20 protein-coding genes are annotated in these 17,011 nt (G+C 70.1%); 10 read left to right on the forward strand and 10 right to left on the reverse strand.

Going from position 1 to position 17,011, the window contains the following annotated elements:
• The first annotated feature begins 52 nt into the window (after positions 1-52).
• On the forward strand, positions 53-775 hold the full coding sequence (locus OG507_RS04785) for a lysophospholipid acyltransferase family protein (protein ID WP_327365866.1): 723 nt from the start codon (positions 53-55) through the stop codon (positions 773-775).
• A 13-nt stretch (positions 776-788) separates the two neighbouring features.
• Here the strand turns inward: OG507_RS04785 and OG507_RS04790 are convergent, their stop codons facing one another.
• From OG507_RS04790 to OG507_RS04810, 5 genes are all read right to left on the reverse strand, one after another.
• Complete coding sequence (locus OG507_RS04790; protein ID WP_327365867.1) at positions 789-1,481, reverse strand: B3/B4 domain-containing protein; 693 nt, start codon at positions 1,479-1,481, stop codon at positions 789-791.
• Positions 1,482-1,507: 26 nt separating this feature from the next.
• Positions 1,508-2,107, reverse strand: coding sequence for a transglutaminase domain-containing protein (locus OG507_RS04795; protein ID WP_327365868.1), 600 nt, complete (start codon positions 2,105-2,107; stop codon positions 1,508-1,510).
• 90 nt (positions 2,108-2,197) lie between these two features.
• A complete protein-coding gene (locus OG507_RS04800) occupies positions 2,198-3,277 on the reverse strand; it encodes a threonine aldolase family protein (RefSeq protein WP_327365869.1) in 1,080 nt (359 codons plus the stop codon).
• A complete protein-coding gene (locus OG507_RS04805; RefSeq protein ID WP_327365871.1) occupies positions 3,256-4,023 on the reverse strand; it encodes an SDR family NAD(P)-dependent oxidoreductase in 768 nt (255 codons plus the stop codon). Before OG507_RS04805 ends, OG507_RS04800 begins: the two co-directional genes overlap by 22 nt.
• Positions 4,024-4,049: 26 nt before the next feature.
• On the reverse strand, positions 4,050-5,447 hold the full coding sequence (locus OG507_RS04810; protein ID WP_327365872.1) for a DUF6421 family protein: 1,398 nt from the start codon (positions 5,445-5,447) through the stop codon (positions 4,050-4,052).
• Between the two features lie 374 nt (positions 5,448-5,821).
• Between OG507_RS04810 and OG507_RS04815 the strand changes: the two genes are divergently transcribed.
• Entirely contained in the window at positions 5,822-6,505 is a 684-nt protein-coding gene (locus OG507_RS04815; protein ID WP_327365873.1) for a glycerophosphodiester phosphodiesterase, read from the forward strand.
• Between the two features lie 12 nt (positions 6,506-6,517).
• On the opposite strand, the gene OG507_RS04820 is transcribed toward OG507_RS04815, so the two are convergent.
• Positions 6,518-7,069: a GNAT family N-acetyltransferase gene (locus tag OG507_RS04820; protein WP_327365874.1), complete on the reverse strand. Its 552-nt coding sequence runs from the start codon at positions 7,067-7,069 to the stop codon at positions 6,518-6,520.
• Between the two features lie 78 nt (positions 7,070-7,147).
• Between OG507_RS04820 and OG507_RS04825 the strand changes: the two genes are divergently transcribed.
• From OG507_RS04825 to OG507_RS04850, 6 genes are all read left to right on the forward strand, one after another.
• A complete protein-coding gene (locus OG507_RS04825; protein ID WP_327365875.1) occupies positions 7,148-7,534 on the forward strand; it encodes a VOC family protein in 387 nt (128 codons plus the stop codon).
• Between the two features lie 139 nt (positions 7,535-7,673).
• Positions 7,674-8,267 carry a DUF5134 domain-containing protein gene (locus tag OG507_RS04830; protein WP_327365876.1) on the forward strand — a complete coding sequence of 198 codons (594 nt, stop codon included), beginning with the start codon at positions 7,674-7,676 and terminating at the stop codon, positions 8,265-8,267.
• Positions 8,268-8,353: 86 nt separating this feature from the next.
• Complete coding sequence (locus tag OG507_RS04835; RefSeq protein WP_327365877.1) at positions 8,354-9,289, forward strand: M56 family metallopeptidase; 936 nt, start codon at positions 8,354-8,356, stop codon at positions 9,287-9,289.
• A 33-nt stretch (positions 9,290-9,322) separates the two neighbouring features.
• Positions 9,323-10,021 carry a phosphatase PAP2 family protein gene (locus tag OG507_RS04840; protein ID WP_327365878.1) on the forward strand — a complete coding sequence of 233 codons (699 nt, stop codon included), beginning with the start codon at positions 9,323-9,325 and terminating at the stop codon, positions 10,019-10,021.
• A gap of 19 nt (positions 10,022-10,040) precedes the next feature.
• The gene (locus OG507_RS04845; protein WP_327365879.1) at positions 10,041-10,742 is read left to right on the forward strand and encodes an HAD family hydrolase; all 702 of its coding nucleotides are present in this window, start codon (positions 10,041-10,043) and stop codon (positions 10,740-10,742) included.
• A 69-nt stretch (positions 10,743-10,811) separates the two neighbouring features.
• Positions 10,812-10,991 (forward strand): hypothetical protein, encoded by a 180-nt coding sequence (locus OG507_RS04850; RefSeq protein WP_327365880.1) that lies wholly within the window; start codon positions 10,812-10,814, stop codon positions 10,989-10,991.
• Positions 10,992-11,085: 94 nt separating this feature from the next.
• Here OG507_RS04850 and OG507_RS04855 read toward each other — a convergent pair whose 3' ends face one another.
• Positions 11,086-12,576, reverse strand: a complete 1,491-nt coding sequence (locus tag OG507_RS04855) for an LVIVD repeat-containing protein (RefSeq protein WP_327365881.1) — start codon at positions 12,574-12,576, stop codon at positions 11,086-11,088.
• A 177-nt stretch (positions 12,577-12,753) separates the two neighbouring features.
• On the opposite strand from OG507_RS04855, the gene OG507_RS04860 reads away from it, so the two are divergent.
• Positions 12,754-13,416 (forward strand): DUF305 domain-containing protein, encoded by a 663-nt coding sequence (locus OG507_RS04860; protein ID WP_442810945.1) that lies wholly within the window; start codon positions 12,754-12,756, stop codon positions 13,414-13,416.
• Positions 13,417-13,497: 81 nt separating this feature from the next.
• Positions 13,498-14,916: an FAD-dependent oxidoreductase gene (locus tag OG507_RS04865; RefSeq protein ID WP_327365883.1), complete on the forward strand. Its 1,419-nt coding sequence runs from the start codon at positions 13,498-13,500 to the stop codon at positions 14,914-14,916.
• 2 nt (positions 14,917-14,918) lie between these two features.
• Here OG507_RS04865 and OG507_RS04870 read toward each other — a convergent pair whose 3' ends face one another.
• The 3 genes from OG507_RS04870 to OG507_RS04880 all read right to left on the reverse strand — a co-directional run bounded on the left by OG507_RS04870 (position 14,919) and on the right by OG507_RS04880 (position 16,998).
• On the reverse strand, positions 14,919-15,299 hold the full coding sequence (locus OG507_RS04870) for an ArsR/SmtB family transcription factor (protein WP_327365884.1): 381 nt from the start codon (positions 15,297-15,299) through the stop codon (positions 14,919-14,921).
• 106 nt (positions 15,300-15,405) lie between these two features.
• Complete coding sequence (locus tag OG507_RS04875) at positions 15,406-15,822, reverse strand: acyl-CoA thioesterase (RefSeq protein WP_327365885.1); 417 nt, start codon at positions 15,820-15,822, stop codon at positions 15,406-15,408.
• Between the two features lie 90 nt (positions 15,823-15,912).
• Complete coding sequence (locus tag OG507_RS04880) at positions 15,913-16,998, reverse strand: aldose epimerase family protein (protein ID WP_327365886.1); 1,086 nt, start codon at positions 16,996-16,998, stop codon at positions 15,913-15,915.
• Positions 16,999-17,011 lie beyond the last annotated feature (13 nt).

A 17,011-nucleotide genomic window follows, 5' to 3' on the forward strand; every position in this document is an offset into this window, starting at 1 on the left:
TAACTTCCGCCGGGAGAACCCTCCTCAGGCGCAGAAGAAGGGTCTTCCCCAGATGGCAGAACTCGTCTATCGACCGGTCATCGGCGCCGCTCGTACGTTTTTCAAGGCGCTTGACCTGAAGATCGATAATCAGGGTTCCGAGCACATCCCGAAGACCGGTGGCGCGGTACTGGTCAGCAACCACATCAGCTATCTGGACTTCATCTTCACCGGGCTCACGGCTCTGCCGCAGAAGCGGCTCGTCCGGTTCATGGCGAAGGAATCGGTCTTCCGGCACAAGGTCTCCGGGCCGCTGATGCGCGGTATGAAGCACATCCCCGTCGACCGCAAGCAGGGCGAGGACGCCTATGCGCACGCGCTGGCATCGCTGCGCTCCGGCGAGATCGTCGGCGTGTTCCCCGAGGCGACGATCTCGGAGTCGTTCACGCTGAAGAGCTTCAAGTCGGGCGCGGCCCGGCTGGCCCAGGAGGCCGGCGTGCCGCTGATCCCGATGGCGCTGTGGGGGACGCAGAGGCTGTGGACCAAGGGCCGCACGCGTAATTTCAGGCGCAACCACGTTCCGGTGACGATCCGGGTCGGCGAGCCTGTGCAGGCACCCACCGACCAGTACGCGGGAGCGATCACCCGGCGGCTGCGGGAGCGGGTCCAGGAGCTCCTCGAAGCGGCTCAGCGGGCCTATCCTGTACGCCCGAAGGACGCGAGCGACACCTGGTGGGTCCCCTCGCACCTGGGCGGTACGGCCCCGACGCCCGCCGAGGTGCGCGAGAAGAGCTGACGCGGCCAGAACGTCACCGAGGAGTGGCGACGGTGATCCGCGCCCCGGGGCTCAGCTTCTCCAACCGCTCGGCGAGTTCGGTGCCCGCGGCTTCGAGCTCGCCGGTCGTCATGGGCGCGAGGCGCTCCAGCAGGAACACGGCGTTCACGGACTCCTCGGTGAGCCGGGTGCGCAGCCCCTGACGCCAGTTCCAGCGGCGGCAGGTGACGCCCTCGTCGTCGCACCAGACGACTTCGCCGGGCTCGGGGTGCTCCACGGTCTCCGCGCCGCCCGCGACGGTGGGGAACGGCTCCCTGCCGGTGGAGCGCACGAGCCGCATGGCGCCGCTGATGCGGTCGGTGTCCTCGCCGCCGACCGGGATCAGATGGGCGACGCTGATGGCGTTGTAGAGGTCGACCAGGAGATTGATGCGCGGCAGCCCGGCGTCGGTGAGCGCGCGCCGGGCCAGGGCCTCGGCGGAGTTGCGGGTGCGGGAGGGCTTGGCGCCGAAGGCGGTGTACATGTCGCGCCAGGCGGCGATGTGCGGGTCCTCGTGCGGGGCCCGGCCGGCGAGCCGCTCGGTCAGGCGGCGGGCCGCCTCGTCCAGAAGAGCCGAACTTTCCTCGTTGCTGGGCCCGTTGACCAGCCCACGCGCTTCGACGGCGAGATGGGTGAAGCCGGGGGCGAGGGTGCGTACGTCGTCGGAGACGTTGAACGTCAGGGTCATCGGCTGCCTTGCCTCGGGACGGGATCTCAGAGCGATGTGGGCAGGGTGCGCCACAGCTGCGCACGGTTCTCGGCGGACCGGAGGCCGCGCAGTACCGCCGGATGCGGTGCTGCATAGAGCACCGGATAGTCCACTTCATTGAACTCCGGCCGGACGGGCCAGGCCAGCCGCTCCCCGTCGAGCGAGAACCGGGCGTCGACGCCCGGCTTGTTGCCCCGGGGGTCCTGGCGGTCCCAGCGGTCACGGCCGGGCAGCCGGAGTGCGATCAGCCCGTGCACGGGGCCTGGATCCCCGTTGTCCTCGGCGAGCGCCTGGTAGCAGAGGGCGGCCGGGATGCCCGCCGCACGGAGGAGGGCGGCCAGGGCATGGGACTTGGAGTGACAGATGCCGTTGCGCGTCGCGAGGACGTCGGAGGCGCGCCAGGTGACCCGCGTGTCACCCGAATCGGCGGAGTGCTCGATGGTGTCGCGCACGAAGGCATAGGCGGCGGCCGCGTATGCATATGCTTCGGCGGCGCTGCCGCGGAGATCGGCGACCGTCTTCCGTACCAGCAGATGCTCGTGGTCGATGGCCTCATCGGCGGCGAGGTACGCGGAAAGTTCCGGGACGTACTGGATCAGCTCCATGCGCGCCGAGCGTAGGTATGCGGCAGACCGAATGTCAATGACTTTCCGTTCAGCCGCATACCTATTCAGCTATGGCAACTTCGCGTATGGCTACTTCGCCATCTCTTCCTTCAGCGCGAGGACGAATGCGTCGACGTCGTCCTCCGTGGTGTCGAAGGCGCACATCCAGCGCACGTCACCGGCCTTCTCGTCCCAGAAGTAGAAGCGGAAGCGCTTCTGGAGCCGCTCGCTCACCTCGTGCGGCAGCCGGGCGAAGACGGCGTTGGCCTGGACGGGGTGAAGGATCTCCACGCCGTCCACCGCACGCACGCCCTCCGCGAGGCGTTGAGCCATCGCGTTGGCGTGCCGGGCGTTGCGCAGCCAGAGGTCTCCGGCGAGCAGCGCCTCCAGCTGTACGGAGACGAAGCGCATCTTCGAGGCGAGCTGCATCGACAGCTTGCGCAGGTGCTTCATGGCGCGGACGGCGTCCGGGTTCAGGACGACCACGGCCTCGCCGAAGATCGCCCCGTTCTTCGTGCCGCCGAAGGACAGGACATCGACGCCGACGGTGTTGGTGAACGTACGCATCGGTACGTCCAGCGACGCCGCGGCGTTGGCTATCCGGGCCCCGTCCAGGTGGACCTTCATGCCGTGGCCATGGGCGTGCTCGCAGATGGCGCGGATCTCGTCGGGTGTGTAGACCGTGCCCAGCTCGGTGTTCTGGGTGATCGAGACGACCTGCGGCATGGCGCGGTGCTCGTCGTCCCAGCCGTACGCCTGCCGGTCGATGAGCTCGGGCGTGAGCTTGCCGTCCGGGGTGGGCACGGTGAGCAGCTTGAGGCCGCCCACCCGCTCCGGGGCGCCGCCCTCGTCGACGTTGATGTGGGCGGACTCGGCGCAGATCACGGCACCCCAGCGGTCGGTCATCGCCTGGAGGGAGACGACGTTGGCGCCGGTTCCGTTGAAGACCGGGAAGGCTTCGGCGGTGGGGCCGAAGTGACTGTGCATGACGCGCAGGAGGTGCTCGGTGTAGTCGTCCTCGCCGTAGGCGATCTGGTGACCGCCGTTGGCGAGGGCGATGGCCGCGAGGATCTCGGGGTGCGTGCCCGCGTAGTTGTCACTGGCGAAGCCGCGTACCTGCGGGTCGTGGTGGCGTCGCGCGTCGGTCCTTACGGTTGTGGGGTCAGCCACAGGCGCTTTCCGTTCACTTCCGGGGCGGGCCGGTCCCAGACGCCGGCGATGGCATCGGCCAGCTCCTTGACGTCGGTGAAGCCCGCGAATTTCGCATTGGGGCGCTCGGCTCGCATCGCGTCGTGCACCAGTGCCTTGACGATCAGGATCGCAGCCGCGGTCTTGGGCCCTTCGTCGCCCCCCGCCTTGCGGAAGGCGTCGGCGAGCGCGAGCGTCCAGGCCTCGGCCGCGGCCTTCGACGCGGAATAGGCCGCGTTTCCCGCGGTGGGCTTGCTCGCCCCGGCCGCGCTGATCAGCACATAGCGACCCCGGTCGCTGCGCTGCAGACCCTCCTGGAAGGCCAGCGAGGTGTGCTGGACCGTACGGATCAGCAGCTTCTCCAGCAGGTTCCAGTCGGCGAGGTCGGTCTCGGCGAAGCTCGCGCTGCCGCGCCAGCCGCCGACGAGGTGGACCAGGCCGTCGATCCGGCCGAATTCCTTCTCCGTCTTGGCCGCCCATTCGCGGGCTGCGGCCAGGTCCAGCAGATCGACTGTGTCACCGGTGACGGTGGCGCCGCCGTGGGCGTAGCGCGCGGCGTCGACCGCCTCGGCCAGTCGGGTGGCGTCGGCGTCGGAGGCGACGACGGTCGCACCGGCCTCGGCGAGCCTCAGCAGCGCGGCCCGCCCGGCCGGGCCCGCGGCTCCGGCGACAGCGACCACGGCACCTTCGAGAGCTCCGCTCCCATTGCCCTTGCCGTTCGCGTTCATGGCCACCGCCTCCTCAAGCCCGGCGCTCACGCGGCTGCCCGCTCGGCATCCGCGGCGGTGATCCCCTTGGTCGAGGCGATCACGTTCTTCAGTTTCTTGGAGAGCGCCTCATAGAACATGCTCAGGGGAAACTCGTCCGGAAGCACTTCGTCGACGAGCTTACGCGGCGGCTGTGACAGATCCAGCGCGTCCGGGCCCTTGGCCCAGCGGGAGCCCGGGTGCGGCGCGAGGTAGGTGGAGACCAGGTCGTAGGCGGCGAACCAGTGGACGAGCTTGGGGCGGTCGATGCCGTCGCGGTAGAGCTTCTCGATCTCGGTGCAGAGCTGGTTGGTGATCTGCGGGGCGCGCTCCCAGTCGATCCTGAGCTTGTTGTCGGTCCAGCGGATCACGTCGTGCTTGTGGAGGTACGCGAAGAGCAGCTGGCCGCCGAGGCCGTCGTAGTTGCGGACGCGCTCGCCGGTGACGGGGAAGCGGAACATCCGGTCGAACAGCACGGCGTACTGCACGTCACGGCCCTGGGCGAAGCCGTCGGCCTCCAGTTTCACGGCCTCCTTGAAGGCGGTGAGGTCGCAGCGCAGCTCTTCGAGCCCGTACATCCAGAACGGCTGGCGCTGCTTGATCATGAAGGGGTCGAACGGCAGGTCGCCGTGGCTGTGAGTGCGGTCGTGGACCATGTCCCAGAGCACGAAGGCCTGCTCGCAGCGCTGCTGGTCGCCGACCATCGCACGGATGTCCTCGGGCAGCTCCACGCCGAGCAGGTCGACCGAGGCCTCGGTGACCCGGCGGAAGCGGGCGGCCTCGCGGTCGCAGAAGATCCCGCCCCAGCTGAAGCGCTCGGGGGCCTCGCGCACGGCGACGGTCTCCGGGAAGAGCACCGCGGAGTTGGTGTCGTAGCCGGAGGTGAAGCCCTCGAAGGTGATGCCGCAGAACAGCGGGTTGTCGTAGCGGGTGGCTTCGAGCTCGGCCAGCCACTCGGGCCAGACCATCCGCAGGACGACCGCTTCGAGGTTGCGGTCCGGGTTGCCGTTCTGTGTGTACATCGCGAAGACGACCAGGTGCTGGAGCCCGTCGATGCGGTCCTTGGCCGGCTGGAAGGCGAGCAGCGAGTCGAGGAAGTCCGGGACGCCGAAGCCGTCGGTGGCCCAGCGGCGCAGGTCCATGACGAGGGCGCGGTGGTACGCGACGTCGTGCGGAAGCAGCGGGGAGAGCTCCTCGACCGCGCTGATCACACGGTCCAGCGTCATTTGGGCGTCCGTGCGGGACGGTGCGCCGTCGGCGTCGAAGTCGATGGAACCGTCCTTCGACTGCCAGGGGCGGATCTCCTCCACGGCATTCTTGAGCGCGGGCCAGGCGGGGTGATCGACCACCCGCTGGTCCGTAGCTATGTCACCTGTGGCAACGCCGTGCACAAGAATTTCCGTCATAACACTTCCTCCACAGGAGAACCTCGCGTTAAGCAACCGTATCCGTGTGCGGTTCCTCCGGACAAGTGGGGGCCAGAAGATTATCCTGCCGAGCCCCCATGGTCACCGCTATTTTTCCTGTTCGAAACCTCCTGAGCGAACGCTTCCGTCGGCCGGACGCGGCCCGGAGACCGAAGGCCCACCCGTCCTCGTACACCTGAGCGGCCGGGCCGTGCGGGGCCTGTCCACGCATGGGTGACACGGCACCGCTCCCCCGCGTCCGAGGGGTTCTCTCCCGGGGGTGGCCCGTTAGGCTGCCGAATTGCCGTAATGCCGTAGTGCCCCGTGGGCAGGAGCCGCGCGCGGGGAGACGCCGTCGACGGAAGCGAGTTGCCTTGTCTTTTCTCACCATCGGACATCGCGGAGTGATGGGTGTCGAGCCGGAGAACACCCTGCGGTCCTTCGTCCATGCGGAACGGGCCGGGATGGACGCCATCGAACTGGATCTTCATCTGAGCAAGGACGGCGCGCTGGCCGTCATGCACGACGCCGAAGTGGACCGTACGACGGACGGCAGCGGTCCGATCGCCGACAAGACCCTGTCCGAGCTGCGTGAGCTCGATGCGGGGCTGGGCGAGCGGGTGCCGGTCTTCGAGGAGGTGCTCGACGCCGTACGGTCCCCCGTGCAGGCGGAGATCAAGGACGTGGCCGCGGCCCGCGCCCTGGCCGAGGTGATGCTGCGCCGCGGTCTGGTCGACCGGGTCGAGGTGTCGTCGTTCCACGACGAGGCGGTCGCCGAGATCGCCCAGCTGGTGCCGGGGGTACGGACCGTGCTCATCGCGAGCCGCTGGCGCGGCGACATCGTGGACCGGGCGAAGGCGGTGGGTGCGGCGACGCTGGCGCTGAACATCCGCCGACTCACCCTGGAGGTGGCCGAGCAAGCACACGCCGAAGGGCTGAAGGTCATCGGCTGGGTGGTGAACACCCAGGACCATCTGCGGCTGGTACGCGCCCTGCGACTGGACGGCGCGACCACCGACTACCCGGAGATCCGCCGCGCCGGCCGCTTCACCGCCTGACCGCCGCGCCGCTCAGATCAGGTCCTTGACCAGCAGCTCGAACGTGAGGTCGTCGCGCTGCGGGATGCCGAAGCGCTCATCGCCGTACGGGAACGGGCTGAGCTTTCCCGTACGGCGGTAGCCGCGGCGCTCGTACCAGGCGATCAGTTCCTCGCGCACCGAGATCACGGTCATGTGCATCTCGCGCACGCCCCAGCTCTCCCGGACGGTGCGCTCCGCCTCGGCGATGATCACCTTGCCGAGACCGGCTCCCTGCAGCTCGGGGCGGACCGCGAACATCCCGAAGTAGGCGGCGTCACCGCGGTGTTCGAGCTGGCAGCAGGCGACGGTCGCAGCGTCGCGCTCCACCACGAGCAGTCGGCTGCCGGGCGCCTCGATGACCTGGCGGACACCGTCCGGGTCGGTCCGCCGGCCCTGCAGGATGTCCGCCTCGGTGGTCCAGCCCGCCCGGCTGGAGTCCCCGCGGTACGCCGACTCGATGAGCGTCACGAGCGCGGGCACATCGGCGTCGGCCGCGTCGCGGAAGGTCAGCTGTCCCGAGTCCTGGGCAGGGGCTGTGTCCATGGCGGTGGCTCTCCGCTTCTCTGCTGTGGCCGTGCCGGAGCAGCGTAACCCGCATGCCCGGGGCCTATGGTCTGGCGCATGGTTCATGTGCTGAGCAGCCGGATCCTGTTGCGTCCGGCCGATCCCGAGCGGTCACGGATCTTCTACGGCGAGTCCCTCGGGCTGCCCGTCTACCGGGAGTTCGGCACCGGCCCCGAGCGGGGCACGGTCTACTTCCTCGGCGGCGGCTTCCTGGAGGTGTCCGGACGCGCCGCGGCGCCCCCGGTGCCCGGCCTGGAACTGTGGCTGCAGGTCGCGGACGTCCGGGCGGCGCACGAGGAGCTGTCGGCCCGGGGCGTGGAGGTGCTGCGGCCGCCGGTGCGCGAGCCGTGGGGGCTGGTCGAGATGTGGATCCGCGATCCGGACGGGCACCGGATCGTCGTGGTTGAGGTACCGGAGGACCATCCCCTGCGTTATCGCCCCTAGAACCTGGGCGTCCTCGGTGCGCGGCGGGGAACACTCCCCTCGCGCGCTCCCGTGTACCTCCGTGCGCCGCGTACGACGATCCCTGCCCGGGCATCGACTAGGAGGGGACCTACGTCGTACGTCCAGGGGGAGGTGCGCTGTGCACGGAACGGCGATGTCCGGCTGGCTGCTGATGGCACTGTGCGCGGTGACGGGCGCGTACTGCCTGCTGCGCACGCGCAGCGAGACCGGCGAGGGGCGCAGGACGGCACGTGCGGAGGCGCTGATGGGCTTCGGCATGGCCGCCATGGCCGTGCCGGCCGCGGTCGTGACCCCGCCCGCGTGGGGGTGGGTGGTGTACGCGGCGCTGTTCGGCGCGGCCTCGTTGCGCGCGCTGTGGTTCTCCCGGCACAGCAGTCACCATCTGCACCATCTGGTCGGGTCGTCGGCGATGGTCTACATGGCGTTGGTGATGGCACCGGGCGGTGGAGGTGCGCATGGCGGGCACGGCGCACACGCGGGCCATGGCGTCGCGGCGTCGGCCGGGGGCATACCCGTGCTGACCGGACTGCTGCTGGCGTACTACGCGGTGTATGTGCTGCGTTCGGGGGCCCGGCTGATACCGGTTTCCGCCACGGCGGGCAGCGGCGGCGGTGAGCGGGCCGGGGATGGCTGGGGCGCATGGCCCGAGCTGGCCCTCGCGTGCCGGCTGACGATGGGGATCGCCATGTTCGCGATGCTGCTCACTCTGTGAGACAGGGAGCGGGCCAAACCGTGGCGTGCGTCACTTGCCGTGCACAGCCATATCCGTGGCTGCCGCGCCGCTCATAGGCTGACGCCATGTTGGTCTCCCTCGTGCTGCTGCTGCTCGGCGCACTGGCCGCTGTCGTGACTCCGCGTCTGATGGCGCGGGCGCGGTGGCCCGAGCGCGAGCCCGTCATCGCGCTGTGGGTATGGCAGTGCGTGGTGGCCGGGGTGCTGCTCTCCTTCGCGCTCTCGATGACGTTCAGCGCGGCCGCGGCCTGGCAGGCGGTGCGCGGCCATGTGTTCGCGCCGGCACCGCGGGGCGTGATGGAGGCCTATGCGCTGGGCGGGTACGGATGGTGGTCCGCGGCGATGGCGGTGCTGCTGGCGCTCGGCGGGGTGTGGACGGCGGCGATGCTGACGCGGGAGATCCACCGCACCCAGGTGCGTCGCAGGCGGCGCCGCGCCGAATTGCTGGTGCGCTCCCCGCTGATGCCCGGGGAGGAGCCCGGCGGCGGCCGGCTCGTCGTGCTGGAGGGTGAGCGCCCCGATGCCTGGTGGCTGCCCGGCGCCGCGCCTCAACTGGTCATCACGACAGCGGCACTTGGCCGCCTGAAGGGCCGTCAGCTGGATGCGGTGCTGGCCCATGAGCAGGGGCACGCGAGGGCCCGCCACGACTGGCTGCTGCACTGTTCCGGCGCGCTGGCGACCGGTTTTCCGCAGGTGCCGGTGTTCGCGGCCTTCCGGAACGAGATGCACCGGCTGGTCGAACTGGCCGCGGACGATGTGGCGTCGAGGCGCTTCGGACGGCTGACGATCGCGCTGGCCCTGGTGGAACTCAACGAGGACCGGGGCGTGTTCGGCCCGAGCCCGGCGCCGGACGCCCAGCTGCCGCTGCGGGTGAACCGGTTGCTGACCCCGGTGGAGCGGCTCACCGCGGGCCGTCGGCTCCGGCTGACCGCGGCGGCCGCCATGGTGCCGGTGATTCCGCTTCTTGTGGCCTTCATTCCGGGACTCAGCGCACTGGGATAGCCGGGCGCGCGGATCTTCCGCGAAGATCGCCCCATGCCATCCCTGACCTCCGCCCCACCGGCCCGCCCCCGTTCCCGCGTCACCCTCTTCGGCGCCTCCGTGGTCTGCGCGGCTGCCGCCCTGGCCCTGCTGGTCCTGGTCGCCGTGCGCTGGCTGCCGCTGATGACGCTGGACCGTACGGTCGCGCAGGCGCTGCACCGAAGGGCGGTCACCGAACCCGGTCTCGTCCACGCGAACCGGATCCTGACCGACTGGGCGTGGGATCCATGGACCATGCGCGCCCTGACCCTGGTGGCCGTGGTGGTGCTGTGGTGGCGCGGGGCGCGGGCGCTCGCGGTGTGGGCGGCGGCGGTGAGCCTGCTGTCGACCCTCCTCCAACAGGGGCTGAAGGCCGCGGTCGGCCGGGAGCGGCCGCACTGGCCGGACCCGGTGGATTCGGCCCATTTCTCAGCATTCCCCTCCGGTCACGCGATGACGGCGACGGTGACCTGTGGTCTGCTGCTCTGGCTGCTGCGGCGGCGCGGTACGGGGCCCTGGATGTGGTGGTCCGCGCTGGTGGTGGCAGGGGTCTCGGTGGTCGGGGTGGGCATCACCCGGCTCTATCTGGGGGTGCACTGGCTGAGCGACGTCCTGGGCGGCTGGCTGCTGGGGGCGGCCCTGGTCGGATTCGCCGTCGCCGGGTTCGCCCGGTACGAGGGGCGCGGCGGACCGGTCTTGCCGCAGCGCTCCTGAACCCGGGAGGATCGCGTCCATGCAGATCAAGGGTGTGCTCTTCGACTTCTCCGGGACCCTCTTCCGTATCGAACCGGTCCGGTCCTGGCTGCGGGCGGTGCTGGCAGAGCGGGAGGTGACCGTGAACCAGTCCGACTTCGAGCGGTACGCGCGGGAGCTGGCGGCTGCCGGGGCGTTGCCGGGCGGTCCGCATCCTAAGGAGGTTCCGGACCGGCTCGCCTCCGTGTGGGCCACCCGCGACAAGAGCGCGGAGCTCCACCGGGAGGCGTACACGGGCCTGGCACGGCAGGTGGCCCTGCCGGATTCGGGGATGTACGACGCGCTGTACGAGCGGCACAGGTCACCGGCTGCCTGGCGGCCCTATCCGGACGCGGCGGAGGTACTCGGCGCACTGCGCGACAGCGGCATCCGTGTCGGGGTGGTCAGCAACATCGGCTGGGATCTGCGGCCGGTGTTCCGGGCGCACGGTCTGGACGCCCTGGTCGACGCCTACGTCCTGTCGTACGAGCACGGCGTCCAGAAGCCGGACCCACGGCTCTTCCGCACCGCCTGCACACTTCTCGGGCAGGATCCGGCGGATGTGGTGATGGTCGGCGACGAGCCGCGCGCGGACGGCGGGGCGGCGGCGCTGGGCTGTGACGTGCGCTTTGTGCGGCATCTACCGGTGGAGGAGAGGCCGGATGGGCTGCGGGTGCTCGGACTGGTGCCGGGCGTTGCCTGAGAGACATGTGAGAGATGTCCCTGACGCCCAATGGGTCGGATTGTCACATCGGGGCTTTAGCCTGTACGCATGTCCCGTTCTCCATGCCCCTCCGATTCCGTGCGTGCCGCCGCCGTGGTGAACAAAGAGATTCGTGACCTGTGGCAGCGCTCCGGCGGCCACCTGTCCCCGGAGGACGAGGAGCAGTATCAGCGGCTGCTGGTGGAGTGGGCCGCGGCGACCGGCGGGAGCGCCAGGTCCGCCGCCTGACGGCTGCAACGGTGGTCGCGGCGTCCCGCCGGGCGGGGAATCCGCCCGGCGGGACGCGCTCGGTACGTGATGCGACCGGTTGGAGCGGGCCGGATCAGCGGTCGAAGTAGTCCGGCTGCGTCTGGACATTGAGCTCGTCCAGCCGCACCCGCTTCGCCGGGTCGGTCCGCCGGTCGTCGATCTTCAGGACGTCGAGGCCCTTGGCGATGTCGTTGGAGTAGATGTAGCCGTTGTAGTAGTAGACCGACCAGGGGCCGGCCGTGGTGACCGCGTCCGTGCTGACGGGGCCGCGCTCGAAGTAGCCGATCTCCCTGGGCTTCGAGGAGTCGGTGAAGTCCCACACCGAGACTCCGCCCTGGTACCAGGCCTGGACCATCAGGTCGCGGCCCTTGACCGGGATGATCGAACCGTTGTGGGCGACACAGACCTCCGTGGCGGCCTGCGGACGGTCGATCTTGAAGTAGCTGCGGAACACCAGCTTGCGGTGGTCTCCCCGGCCGACGATGTCGTAGATGCCGTCGGCGCCACGCTTCGGGCCGATCTCCTCGTTGCAGGTGGCAGCCCCACCGCCGCCGAGTTCATCGGTGAAGACGACCTTGTCCGCCTCCTGGTTGAACGTGGCGGAGTGCCAGAACGCGAAGTTCACGTTGTCCTGCACCCGGTCGATGATCCTGGGGTTCTCCGGGTCCTTGATTGAGAACAGCAGACCGTCGCCCATGCAGGCACCGGCCGCCAGGTCCTTGGAGGGCAGCACCGTGATGTCGTGGCAGCCGGTGGTCTTGGAGACACCTGGGTTGGTGGGGGCGCCCGGGTTGCCGCCGTCCGCAAAGAGCACCGGGAAGTTCACGATCGCGGCCTTCTCGGGTGCGCTGCGCGGCACCTTGATGACCGAGATCCCGTCGTGCGGCGGCTGGCAGTCGGGGAACGTCTCGTTCGGCGAGTACGAGGAGACGTACACGTATACGTTCTTGCGCTCGGGCACCAGTGTGTGGGTGTGCGACCCACAGGCGGTCTCGACGGCGGCGACGTACTTCGGGTTGCGCTTGTCGCTGATGTCGAAGACCTTCATGCCCTCCCAGGAGGACTTCTCCGTGGCGGGCTGGGTGGTGCTGGTGCAGGAGTTGTCGCTGCGCGAGGAGTCGGTGGACAGGAAGAGCAGGTTTCCCGAGACCGAGATGTCGTTCTGCGACCCGGGACACAGGACCTGGGCGACCGTCTTCGGGTGCTTCGGACTGCTGATGTCGAAGATCCGGAAGCCGTCGTAGTTCCCCGCGAAGGCGTACTTCCCCTGGAAGGCCAGGTCCGTGTTCAGCCCCTTGAGCGCGTCCTTGGGTACGTTGGCCAGGTGGGTGATGTTCTGGCTGTGGACGATCTCGTCCACGCCGGGTATCTCGCCGCCGGTGATGGCGGCCGTGGCTTCGGCTTCCTGTGCTGTGGAGACATCGGTACGGGCGGCGGCCGTGTCACCGGGGTCGGGCGTCGCGGCCGCGGGTCCGGCCGTCAGCAGCGTGGCGAGCAGCCCGGCGGCTGCCGCGGCCACACCCAGACGTCTGCGCCGCACCGGGCTCGTGTGCAACGAAATCACTGCGTCCTCCCTTGTATCCGTACGTAGTTGAACTGTTCACGGACCCCGGCAGTATCGTCCTTCTCATGGCTTTCTCAACAGATGGCAACAGAGACGTAATGAAAGTTTCTGATCACTCTCGTGCGGAAGCGTGTTAGGACGGTTGGCAACCACCCCCATGTGGCATTGGAGGTCCACTTGTTGATCCGCCGTCAGTCCAGGTGTGTACGCCGGTCCGTTCTTGTCGCGGCCGTCCTGTCCGCCGCTCTCGCCCTGGGCGCGTGCGACGCCGGCAGCGGTGAGGACCGTACGAAGGCGCAGGCGGGTGTGGGGCCTTCGGTGGTGGCGCCCGGGAAGCCGGGAGAGCCCGCACGGACCCTGTCGGCCGAGGAGGCCGTGAAGGAGGCTGGGGACGACACCCCCAACTCGGCCGACTTCCGCTATGTGCAGATGATGATCCAGCATCATTCCCAGGCGCTGGAGATGACCGGACTCGTCGCCGCCCGCTCCGACTCCACGCCCCTCAAGCGGCTCGCCGAGCGGATCTCCGCGGGCCAGAAGCCGGAGATCGGCGCCATGGAGGGGTGGCTCACACACAACGGTGGAGCCAGACCCACCACCGGCCACGATCACTCGGCGATGCCCGGGATGGCGACCCCGGCGCAGATCGAGCAGCTGCGCGCGGCGGACGGCGCGGCCTTCGACAAGCTCTTCCTGAAGCTGATGATCACCCACCATCAGGGAGCGATCACGATGGCGACGGAGGTGCTCTCGCAGGGGAACAACGTGCAGGTCGAGGAGATGGCCGGGGACGTCGTCGCCCAGCAGACCGTGGAGATCGACCGGATGCGCGCGATGTAGCCGACGACGCCACGGCCGCGTCCGTCCCCCGCCCCGGCAACGGGTGCCATGCTGGAGGCATCCTGCGGGAAGAGGTGCGCCGTGCTCCGTGTCGCCGTCGTCGGCTCCGGTCCCAGCGGGGTCTACACCGCCCAGGCCCTGGTCGAGCAGGACCGGGTGCCCGATGTCCGGGTCCATGTGCTGGACCGGCTCCCCTGCCCGTACGGCCTGGTGCGCTACGGCGTCGCTCCCGACCACGAGAAGATCAAGTCGCTGCAGAACAGTCTGCGGACCGTCCTGGAGCACGATCGGATCACCTTCCTCGGCAATGTCGAGGTGGGCGGCGACGGCATCCCGCCCGGACGGATCGGCGAGCTCTACCAGGCGGTCGTCTACTGCGTCGGCGCGGCGACCGACCGCGGCCTCGCGGTCCCGGGCGAGGATCTGCCCGGCAGCTGCTCCGCGACCGACTTCGTCTCCTGGTACAGCGCGCACCCCGACGCCGCGGCCAACAGCTTTGCGCTCCAGGCACGCTCGGCCGTGGTGATCGGGGTCGGCAATGTGGCGGTGGACGTGGCGCGGATCCTCTCGCGGAGCGCGCGGGAGCTGCGTCCCACCGACGTACCGCACGGGGCGCTCGGCGCGCTGGCCGGCAGCCGGGTGCGCGAGGTCCACATGGCGGGCAGGCGCGGCCCCTCCCAGGCCAGGTTCACCACCAAGGAGCTGCGGGAGCTGGGCGCGCTGCCGGGGGCGCGGGTGGTGGTGGACGAGGCGGAGATGGCGCTCGACCCGGCGTACGTCGATCCGTCCCCGCGGTCGGCGCCCGCCCTGTCCTCACCGCCGAGCGCGCCGCCCCTGACGGCGGCGGCGCGGCGCAATGTCGAGGTCCTGCGCGGCTGGGCCGCGGGCGGCACCGCGGGCGCGGATCCGGGAGAGGGCTCGGTGCGCACGATCCGCCTGCGGTTCTTCCTGCGCCCCGTCGAGCTGCTGGAGCGGGACGGCAGGGTGGCCGGGGTGCGGTTCGCCCGTACCGTGCCGGACGGCAGCGGGGGCGTGCGCGACTCCGGTACGTACGAGGACATCGGCGCCCAGCTCGTGCTGCGGGCGGTCGGCTACCGCGGGCTGCCGCTGCCCGGCCTGCCGTTCGACCCGGTGCGCGGGACGGTGCCGCATCTGGCCGGGCGGGTGCTGCGGGACGGGGTGCCGTCGCCCGGGCAGTACGTCGCCGGGTGGATCAAGCGGGGGCCGACCGGGGTGATCGGTTCGAACCGGTCCTGCGCGAAGGAGACGGTGACATCGCTGCTCGACGACGCCCCGCTGCTCGCCGGGCGCCCTTCGGCACCCGATCCGGTGGCCGCACTGCGGGCGTGGGGGCTGCGCCCGGTGGAGTGGAACGGGTGGCTGTCCATCGAGCGTGCGGAGGCGGCGCTGGGGCGGTCGCTGGGCCGGGGGCCGGTGAAGATTCCGGACTGGGCGGGGCTGCTGAGCGCGGCGGAGGCCGTCGGCCGGGGCGGAGCGTGAGGCTACCGGTCCTCGCCGATGCGCTGGACCTGCCGGTTCGCCGCGTCGAGGATGCTGTCGAGGAGACCGGGGAACAGCGCTTCCAGGTCGTCGCGGCGCAGCCCGTTCATCTTGGCCGTGCCGCGGTAGATCTGCTGGACGATGCCGCTCTCGCGCAGCACCCGGAAGTGGTGCGTGGTGGTCGACTTGGACACCGGCAGGTCGAAACAGGAGCAGGTGAGCTCGGCGTCGGCGGCGGCCAGCTCACGGACCACGCGCAGCCGCATCGGGTCGGCGAGCGCGTGGAGCACGCTCTCGATGCGGATCTCGTCCCGTGCGGGGTGATCGAGCGCGCGGCCGCCGGCCGCTGCGGCGCTGGGGGCAGGGGCGCTGGCGGGGGTCACGGCGGCTCCACTTCCTGGTTCGGTCCGATGGCCTCCCATAATACGAGACTCATCGTAGTTTGAGATTCACCGTACAACGGGCAGCGCCGATCGTGAGCCGCCGCGGTCAGCCGCTCAGCAGGTCCGGGTTCTCGGCGAGCGAGGCGAGGTGCCCGGCCGGATCGGCTATCAGCTTGCGGGCCGTCAGATCGAGCATTCCGGCCACGCCCGTGACCTGCGCCGCGACCGTGCCGTCCTCCTTGAGGATCTTCTGCGCGACCTCGAACGTCTTCCCCTCGCCATATACGAACTGGCAGGTCACCCGCACCCGGTCCCCACCGCGGAGCTCCCGCAGGAACTTCACCGTCGTCTCGAGGGCCACCGGCCCGACGCCGCTGGCCAGCAGCTTCTCCTGCGACAGCCCGGCGGCTCGCAGCAGCTCCCAGCGAGCGTGCTCTGCGTACTGGAGATAGACGGCCTGGTTCAGATGCCCCTGCGTGTCGAGCTCATAGCCCCGGACGGTCACGTCCACAGAAAAAGTCATGATCGTTCCAACATCGCGGCGCATTCCGCCATTCCCCGCGCGGCCGTACAACTGCCCGCCGGACCTGTCGATGTGCCGCAGGTCCGGCGCTCAGGCCGGGTGCGCTGTGAGGTGGGGGAACCTCAACTCCGTCCTGCTGCGGGCGACTTCGCCGGGGCGCAGTTCGGTGCCGGGGTATTCGGGGCGGTTGGGCGAGTCGGGCAGGTGCTGGGTCTCCAGGCAGATCGCGCTGTGGCGTGCGTGGGGCAGGCCCGCCGGGTCCGTGAGGGTGCCGTCGAGCTGGTTGGCGGTGTAGACCTGCATGCCGGGCTCGGTCGTCCAGACCTCCAGGATCCGGGTGGCACCGGGGGCGGTGAGACGGGCGGCGCGGCGCGGTGCGGAGCGGGGCCCGGACTCGGGGTCGCGGATGATCCAGCAGTGGTCGAAGCCGCCCGCCATCCGCAGTTGTTCGTCCGGCAGTGCGATCCGCTCGCCGATGGTGCGCGGGGTGGTGAGGTCGAACGGGGTGCCGTGCACGTCGGCGGCGGGTCCCTGCGGGATGCCGTCCCGGTCGACCGGGAGGTAGGTGCCGGCGTCCACCTGGAGGGTGTGGCCGAGGATGTCACCGCTCGCGGTGAGGTCGAAGTAGGCGTGGTTGGTGAGGTTGAGGACTGTCGGGCGGTCGGTGGTCGCCGTGTAGTCGATGGCGAGAGTGCCGGTGGTGTCGAGGGTGTACGTCACGGTGACGTCGAGCGCGCCGGGGAAGCCCATGTCGCCGTCGGGGCTGTGCAGGGTGAGCCGGAGGGTGGCGGCGTCCTCGCTCGCGTCCGCGGTGGCCTGCCAGATGCGGGTGTGGAAGCCGTCGGGTCCGCCGTGCAGGGCGTGGCCCCGGTCGTTGGCGGGGATGTGGTGCGTCGTGCCGTCGAGGGTGAAGCGGCCGTGGGCGATGCGGTTGGCGAAGCGGCCGATGAGGGCGCCGAAGAACGGGTTCTTGCCGGTGTAGTCGTCCAGGGTGGCCAGGGACCGCACGACGGATGCCGCTTTCCGGTCGGTGTCCGGCACGGTGAGGCTGTGCAGGATGCCGCCGTAGGTCAGGATCCCGGCCCGGACTCCCGTACCGGAGTCGAGTGTCCAGAGATCGACGTCCGTGCCGTCATGGACGCCGAACGGTTTGCGGTTCACGGTGGGGCGAGGCATCAGAGATCCTTGG

Source organism: Streptomyces sp. NBC_01217, from assembly GCF_035994185.1.
In the GTDB taxonomy this organism is placed as follows: Bacteria; Actinomycetota; Actinomycetes; order Streptomycetales; family Streptomycetaceae; genus Streptomyces.

What these genes read in the sequence shown, in the direction of transcription:
- OG507_RS04785 (WP_327365866.1), top strand. Translation starts at nt 53, where the DNA reads ATGGCAGAACTCGTCTATCGACCGGTCATCGGCGCCGCTCGTACGTTT.
- OG507_RS04790 (WP_327365867.1), bottom strand. Translation starts at nt 1,481, where the DNA reads ATGACCCTGACGTTCAACGTCTCCGACGACGTACGCACCCTCGCCCCC.
- OG507_RS04795 (WP_327365868.1), bottom strand. Translation starts at nt 2,107, where the DNA reads ATGGAGCTGATCCAGTACGTCCCGGAACTTTCCGCGTACCTCGCCGCC.
- OG507_RS04805 (WP_327365871.1), bottom strand. Translation starts at nt 4,023, where the DNA reads ATGAACGCGAACGGCAAGGGCAATGGGAGCGGAGCTCTCGAAGGTGCC.
- OG507_RS04810 (WP_327365872.1), bottom strand. Translation starts at nt 5,447, where the DNA reads ATGACGGAAATTCTTGTGCACGGCGTTGCCACAGGTGACATAGCTACG.
- OG507_RS04820 (WP_327365874.1), bottom strand. Translation starts at nt 7,069, where the DNA reads ATGGACACAGCCCCTGCCCAGGACTCGGGACAGCTGACCTTCCGCGAC.
- OG507_RS04825 (WP_327365875.1), top strand. Translation starts at nt 7,148, where the DNA reads ATGGTTCATGTGCTGAGCAGCCGGATCCTGTTGCGTCCGGCCGATCCC.
- OG507_RS04835 (WP_327365877.1), top strand. Translation starts at nt 8,354, where the DNA reads ATGTTGGTCTCCCTCGTGCTGCTGCTGCTCGGCGCACTGGCCGCTGTC.
- OG507_RS04840 (WP_327365878.1), top strand. Translation starts at nt 9,323, where the DNA reads ATGCCATCCCTGACCTCCGCCCCACCGGCCCGCCCCCGTTCCCGCGTC.
- OG507_RS04845 (WP_327365879.1), top strand. Translation starts at nt 10,041, where the DNA reads ATGCAGATCAAGGGTGTGCTCTTCGACTTCTCCGGGACCCTCTTCCGT.
- OG507_RS04850 (WP_327365880.1), top strand. Translation starts at nt 10,812, where the DNA reads ATGTCCCGTTCTCCATGCCCCTCCGATTCCGTGCGTGCCGCCGCCGTG.
- OG507_RS04875 (WP_327365885.1), bottom strand. Translation starts at nt 15,822, where the DNA reads ATGACTTTTTCTGTGGACGTGACCGTCCGGGGCTATGAGCTCGACACG.
- OG507_RS04880 (WP_327365886.1), bottom strand. Translation starts at nt 16,998, where the DNA reads ATGCCTCGCCCCACCGTGAACCGCAAACCGTTCGGCGTCCATGACGGC.